7 protein-coding genes are annotated in these 6617 nt (G+C 32.3%); 2 read left to right on the top strand and 5 right to left on the bottom strand.

From position 1 onward, the window contains the following. Positions 1 to 169 (bottom strand): transposase (locus CYP54_RS10270; RefSeq protein ID WP_430732700.1); only part of this gene is annotated, 169 nt, incomplete at its 3' end. 52 nt (positions 170 to 221) lie between these two features. Here CYP54_RS10270 and CYP54_RS03545 point away from each other — a divergent pair. Together CYP54_RS03545 and CYP54_RS03540 are read left to right on the top strand one after the other, a co-directional pair. Next, positions 222 to 461, top strand: coding sequence for a restriction endonuclease (locus tag CYP54_RS03545; protein ID WP_103580690.1), 240 nt, complete (start codon positions 222 to 224; stop codon positions 459 to 461). A gap of 302 nt (positions 462 to 763) precedes the next feature. Further along, positions 764 to 1978, top strand: coding sequence for an ATP-binding protein (locus CYP54_RS03540; RefSeq protein ID WP_103604226.1), 1215 nt, complete (start codon positions 764 to 766; stop codon positions 1976 to 1978). A 46-nt stretch (positions 1979 to 2024) separates the two neighbouring features. Here the strand turns inward: CYP54_RS03540 and CYP54_RS03535 are convergent, their stop codons facing one another. The 4 genes from CYP54_RS03535 to CYP54_RS03520 all read right to left on the bottom strand — a co-directional run bounded on the left by CYP54_RS03535 (position 2025) and on the right by CYP54_RS03520 (position 5814). Further along, positions 2025 to 4475, bottom strand: coding sequence for an aminotransferase (locus CYP54_RS03535; RefSeq protein WP_103604225.1), 2451 nt, complete (start codon positions 4473 to 4475; stop codon positions 2025 to 2027). Beyond that, positions 4465 to 4827 (bottom strand): plasmid mobilization relaxosome protein MobC, encoded by a 363-nt coding sequence (gene mobC / locus CYP54_RS03530; RefSeq protein WP_103604224.1) that lies wholly within the window; start codon positions 4825 to 4827, stop codon positions 4465 to 4467. The genes CYP54_RS03535 and mobC overlap by 11 nt, the downstream gene beginning before the upstream one ends. A 161-nt stretch (positions 4828 to 4988) precedes the next feature. Then, positions 4989 to 5534, bottom strand: a complete 546-nt coding sequence (locus CYP54_RS03525) for a hypothetical protein (RefSeq protein ID WP_103604223.1) — start codon at positions 5532 to 5534, stop codon at positions 4989 to 4991. Further along, entirely contained in the window at positions 5512 to 5814 is a 303-nt protein-coding gene (locus CYP54_RS03520) for a hypothetical protein (RefSeq protein ID WP_103604222.1), read from the bottom strand. The genes CYP54_RS03525 and CYP54_RS03520 overlap by 23 nt, the downstream gene beginning before the upstream one ends. Positions 5815 to 6617: the final 803 nt, after the last annotated feature.

The raw sequence follows: 6617 nt of genomic DNA, 5'->3' as shown, positions 1-6617 counted from the left end.
CTACTATTTGGGCCTGAACTATATTACTATTTATTATGCTTCTAAATGGCTTAAACATATCCATTACAACCACTTGTGGTTGTATTTCAAATTCGTTTATTATATTTTTTATTGTTTGTGAATGTCTATTTCTTAATATATCTACTAGTTTACGGTTTTTATCATACATCGCTAGCTGATATTTCTCTTTTTCTATATTTCCTTTAAATTCGTCTATATATATGACTGATGTATCTGGAGAGGTTTGTCTTTTTAGGGCGATTGCATTTTATGAGGGTGATATCAAGTACATTTATTTTGCTGCGGAGACTAAAGGGTCTATGAACTCTATGCAGCTTCGCCAAATCGAAGAATCTAAAATCCACTGCGCAAAGGAGCATTTTAAGGCTATAAGCAATGATAGCGTGGTCTATGACGTAGTGGATAGTTACAAATCACTACTGGATAAAGTTATGAGGTAAAATTTATTGGGAAGTTAGGTCGCAGTACAAAAGAGCCTGTGCAATATTCCAAAAATGGTTATTGTGCTGCTCCTTTTGAGGGAAAATTTGACTGCCATTTGTCAATATGGAAATCTGAGGTGATATTGCTTAAAACTCTACAAATAAAATACTCAGTATGATAGAAAATCACAGTGACTGACTTAATCTTGCCAGTTTTAGTTCGAATTAAATTTAAATATACAATTATCTTAACCAAGCCATCCTTGTAAATTTATATAAATCATAGTATTATACTCCTAAATATTTAAGGATAAAATACTATGTACATCAAACGAGCCATAAGCGACGAAATAAAAGAGTATATGAAAAGCTTTCCTGTGCTTTTGATAAGCGGAGCTAGACAAGTTGGCAAATCAACCCTTGCTTTAAATTTAGATATACCAAATTACGTAACGCTTGACGATATAAATATATATGAAGCAGCGAGAAACGATCCCAAAGGCTTTATAGAGCATTGCGATAAGCCCATAGTAATAGATGAGATACAAAGAGTGCCCATACTGCTTCTAGCCATAAAAGAATTTATAGATAAAGATAGAACAAATGGGCAGTTTGTATTAACCGGTTCTGCAAATTTAAAGGGCTTTAAAGATATTTCAGACTCGCTTGCCGGCAGGATAGGCATAGTAGAGCTATATCCACTTTCTCAAAAAGAGCTAAGTCATAGCGATGAAAATTTGATAGATATTTTAAGTGGCGATATAAGCCATCTTTCGCTAAAGAAGTATGATAATGAGGGCTTATCTGAAAAGATTATAAATGGTGGTTATCCGGAGATCACAAAGATAAACTCCGAGAAATCAAAATATCTCTGGTTTAGCTCATATATAAGAACATATATAGAATCAGACGCCAAAGAGATAGGAAACATCAGAAACTTGGATAAATTTATCACTATGTACCGCCTATGTATGCTAAGAAGTGGTAACATCTTTAACAAAAATGAGCTATGTCTAGAGTCCGGGCTTGATAATAAGACATTTGATGGCTACTTTAGCGTACTTGAGCATACATACCAGATCCAAAAGCTTCAGCCCTATTTTAACAACGCCCTAAAAAGGCTTATAAAAACACCTAAAATTTTTGCTACTGACACCGGAGTACTATCGCATCTGCTACAAATTTCATCACCAAATGAGCTTGCTAGCTCGCCATACAAAGGCGCAATATATGAAACATTTGTATTTGACGAACTTCTAAAAGCAAATACTAGTAGTAAAAAACGAGCCAATATATACTACTACCGAACGAGCGATCAAAAAGAGATTGATTTTATACTTGAGATATCCGGTAAAGTCATAGCGGTAGAGGTCAAATCATCTAAAACCGTAAGCAGGGATGATTTTAGACACATCTATCATCTAAAGGATAATTTGCAAAATAAATTTGACAAAGGAGTAGTCCTTTATGCTGGAGATACGGCCGTAAAACTAGACGATGATATGTTTGCATTGCCGTTTGGTTTTATGGATTAGAGACAGCTGAAAAGATGCAATACTAATGATCTGGCTTCTACAAAATCTATCTCTCCAAACTATCATACCTTGATTTTATATTCTGTTCTTTGGGTTCTGCTACACTTGATGGTTGTTTTGTTTGCTCCACTCCAAAGTCCTTATCAAGCCCTTGATCGTATAGCTCTTGCTTTGTTATTTTTAGTGAACCAAAAGATATATGATCATTTGTTAGATATATCTTATCTGTTTTATAACGCTCCTTTAGCTTATTAAAACCTTGCATATCCTGCCAATTTTTCATATAGGTTTTTATATTATAAATTAAGCCTTTATAGTTAATCTTAGCTATATCCGATAGATATTTTTTAAAGTTTTCTATTCTATTGATAAACACCAAATAGTACCTATTTATATCTAAATGGCCATCAATACCTTTTACGAATCCTTCATATTCATTTTGTGTAATACCTAGTTTTTTAATGAGATCATCATCATAAAATCCAGTTTTTATCTTTCCGGCTGCTTCATAAAATTTATCTCTAATGTAGATATATGGAGTATAGTGTCTATTTTGGCTAAAAGAATAGGCTGTGTTTTCTTCTGGCAAGTATAGATATCTACTGTTATTATTAAAAAGTATTTGATAATCTTTATATTTTTTAACCATAGTGCTTTCTTCAAAGTATTCTATTAACTCTTTTATCGGAATCTTTGATGATATAGCTTGGTAGCTTGTTCTTTTAATATGTGAGTTGGTATCTTTTGGTTCATGACCAAGCTCATATTTTCTTAGATTTTGTAAATCTTCATATATGGCTTTAATATCCATATTATTAATATCTGTTTTTAAGCCAGCATCTTCAATGGCTCTTGTATTATCAAAAGTTTTTCCACTAATGCTTACAAGTTCAGATCCTGGCACTGGAGTGTAGTGAAAATTACTAGGATATAGGCTCTGGTTATTTACTATGTTATATAACCCAAGCTCTCTTGTTATCTCTTTTATGTATTCATCATATTCATTTAAGCTTGGAGCCTTTGCTGTGGGTATGATGAGTTTAAATTTCTCTACTTTTGTGTCTAGCGCTTGATAGGCGGTTGGGTATATGAAGCCTTTTATTCCTTTACTTTGTAGTAAATTTTGAGCATCATTTGCACTAAATTTAGAGTTATCTATATCATATATAAGCGTAGGAGTTATGCCATCAATACTGCTAGCTTCTTCACTTTTATCTTTGAAGCTTACCGCTGATATAGCTGAATAGTTTTTAAGTATTGATTTTAGATTGTATGGCTCTATTTGTATCGTTTTCCAGCTATTTAGCACTTGAGTTTTTGGGTCTTTATTTGGCGTGTTAAAGTCACTACTTACACTTAATATTATCTTTGGCTCATTTTTATTGGCTTGAAGCTCTATAAGCATTTGCTCTAGCTCATTAACTACGTGAAATAATGCTCCTTTTCTGCCATTATAGACTATCTTGCACATTAGATCAGTTAGATTATAAGTTCCCTTAAACCCATCTACTCTTACTTTATATTTGTCATTTACCACTTCAGGTTTTGCGGTGATGTTAAATTTTGCATTGATCATAGGCAAAAATTCTCTTATATCGACTGCATTAAGCCTCTTTGCTCTATCATAATAGTCTTTTTTGAAACTCCCATCTTCTTCTACCATTCTTAATAGATAATCAGCTGTAGAATTTTTAGCATCAGCTAGTAACTCTTCAACACTTATATTTTGCTCTTTTGTATTGGCTTTTGGCTCGATCACCACATCTGTTTCTATCTTCATTTGCGTATCTTTTTCTTTGCCTTTCTTAACCTTTTGTGCTGCACTTTTAAAGCTTTCATATTGTTTATTTAGTTGGTCTTCATCCATGCCTAAAGGCTCTATATTATTTAGACCATATTTGTTAGATAAGATGTCATTAACCACTCTTTTAAATTTCTCTGCTGATTTAGCCATAACAGCTTTTACTTGTTGCTTGGCTGCACCTTTTGCATATATGACTCCACCAGTTTTTACACTATGGGTAAATTTCATATTTTCAAAAGAGACTATTAGATGAATATGAGGCTCTCTTTTTAGCGGTTCACCATTTTTATGTTTCTTGTTTAATGTTCTATTTTCTAGTGCCCCTTCTGGGCGAGGAATATATGGCTCTTCTTTGATTATAGGCAGATGAGCTTCAGCATAAAAAAGTAGCTCATCTATGTCGTGATTTGGGAAAGTGAGCCTCAAAAAGTCCATTATAAACTCATCTATATTGCCACTTTCATATAGTCTGCTCCACTCCTCTGAAGTAAATGACAAGGATATGTGATAGTAGTTATATTTTTTACTCTTTTTCTTGCTCTGGTGCTTTTCAGACATCTCGATAAGATCTAAATTTCCAGCCAGTGGCAATCTATCATCTTTTTCATCTCTAGTTAGCTTTGAATCTCTTTTCTTGCCAGTTTTTAGATAATCAGCTATGCCTTTTTCTCCCTTTGAGATCTTAACTATCATAGCTACTCCTTATTAGGCTTAAAATTTCAGTTAGCACTGATTGAACTTTGTACAACTCTTCTTGTGCTTGCAGTATCGTTTTTAAATCTATATCACCACTAGTCTTATAAGCTATATTTAGTCTCTTTGCTATTTGATTAATGTTATTAAAAGGTCTAGCAAAATATGTAATGATTGTTGGATATAGCTCTTTCTTTTTTATGGATTCAGAATTTACAGTGCCATTATCTATAAGATAGGAAATGATTTCTGATTTTGATATTTTTAGTTCTCTAGCCATATCAGATAATTTGCTATTTTGCTGAGAAGTGATCCTTGTGGAGAGTACCTTATCCTTGATATTTTTTGGCATATGATATCCTTTCATAAAATACGTTAAATATGTTAGCAGATGAAGCGCTTTTAACGCTTCTTATATCTCGCATTGTAGCCCTCGGCAGAGCAAGATTATACAAGGTATGAAAACGAAGTGTCATACATTGTATGTGTCTTGCTATTAGAAAAATTTGCTTACTACTGAACATTGCCGTCACCATTTTTGTTTAGCCATTTAGTAAAATCTTCACTAGCTTTTTGACCATCTTGGTTGTAGATATGGATAATAAAGCCTTGAAGATTAGACATGTCATAAAGTGCCTTATCTAGCTTGCTTTGTAGTGCAGATTTGGCTTCGTTTGTCTTATGGCTATCATAAAACAAGTAGCCAAAAAAGAAGAGTGCTTCTATAAACACAATGGTAATTAACACATATACTATCTTTTTCATCAAAGAGCTAAAAGATGAGTTAACCTTTGATATAGTTTTATCTGCACTCTTTAGAGTATTTTGAAAGTTGTTTTGAATCTCTTTTGTTGCATTTATAAGTTCAATACTTCCTTGCTCTATAAGTTCTATTTTTTCTTTAAAGTCTCCATTAAAACTATCCGCAGTTTTGTTAAAAAGCTCAATATTATTTTTAATATTTTCACTAATCTTATTGCCCATTTCAACATGTTCTTGTAGTGCAATTACGGCATTTGCCGCAACTGCTGTATCGCTACTCTTGATTGTTAGTGCCATTGCTTAGCTCCTCATCGTTTTTTTCGTCTTCTTTAACCTCAGGAATTTGATCTGTATGAGAGGTTTGATGTGTGTCTTTTGCATCATACTCTTTCCTCCAACTAGAGAACTCTTTATTTGAAAGCTTTACGCTAAAATGTTTTTCAATTAGAAAATTACACTCCTTAAGTGTTGCATTTTCCGGAAAGAATAGTTCAATACACAGATGCTTAATCTTCTCTTTTTTCTTGTTTTTTCTAATGATTTTTAAATCATTTAAAAGTGTTCTTTTGCTGGCCATATTTTTTCTCCTATAGCTTTTTAAATTTTACAAAGACAGCAATAGCCATCTCACCAAAATAGACATACCTATAGTTTGCCCAATAAACTCAATATGGTTGGTATTAATGAAGTTCTTATTTAAGTAGTTTAAAAGTAGAGAACGGTTACAATAAAAACGCTAAAATTTATCGTAGAGGTTCTTTTCTAACACTTAAACAGAACCTCTGCTTCTAACTAATTTTGATCATCTTAACCTCCTTTGGTTAAAAATATTTTATTTTTAAAAATTGTGAGCATTATAATCTTTTTTTATAGTCGAGTCAATGAATTTGATAGTAAGTAGAATAAAAAAATGATTTTATGTTTTAAAAAGCACGATATATCAAGGGGTTTTTGCTTATAATTGATTGTATAGCATAAAAATACTTATGAATTACTTAATGCTAGTATTTATATGAGGAATCGAAACAAATATCTTAAAATTACCAAATAAAAATTATTGCATCATCATCAATTGCGCACCAAATACTCTCCAAACAAATTCTCAAATTTTGCCTTTAAATACTCTGACTCTTTTATCTTTATAAATGGTAGCCAGTATTTGACATACGCAGGATCTCGTGATGCTTATGCAGCCTATCTCTATTTTGTGTTTTATCGCTAGGGGTATGAATGTATAATAATCATCAAAAATATTTTTTAGCCAATATTCAATAGCTACAAACGCCATTTCTACTATACATCTATACTTATTTTATTTAAACTATGATAAAAATTTAACCCGGCAAAGTGACAGATTGTATTATAGTAGATTATTCGTTT

Source organism: Campylobacter concisus (assembly GCF_002914005.1).
In the GTDB taxonomy this organism is placed as follows: Bacteria; Campylobacterota; Campylobacteria; order Campylobacterales; family Campylobacteraceae; genus Campylobacter_A; species Campylobacter_A concisus_N.
The sequence above is the reverse complement of the archived record's forward strand: the minus strand, read 5'-3'. Positions and strand labels throughout refer to the sequence as shown.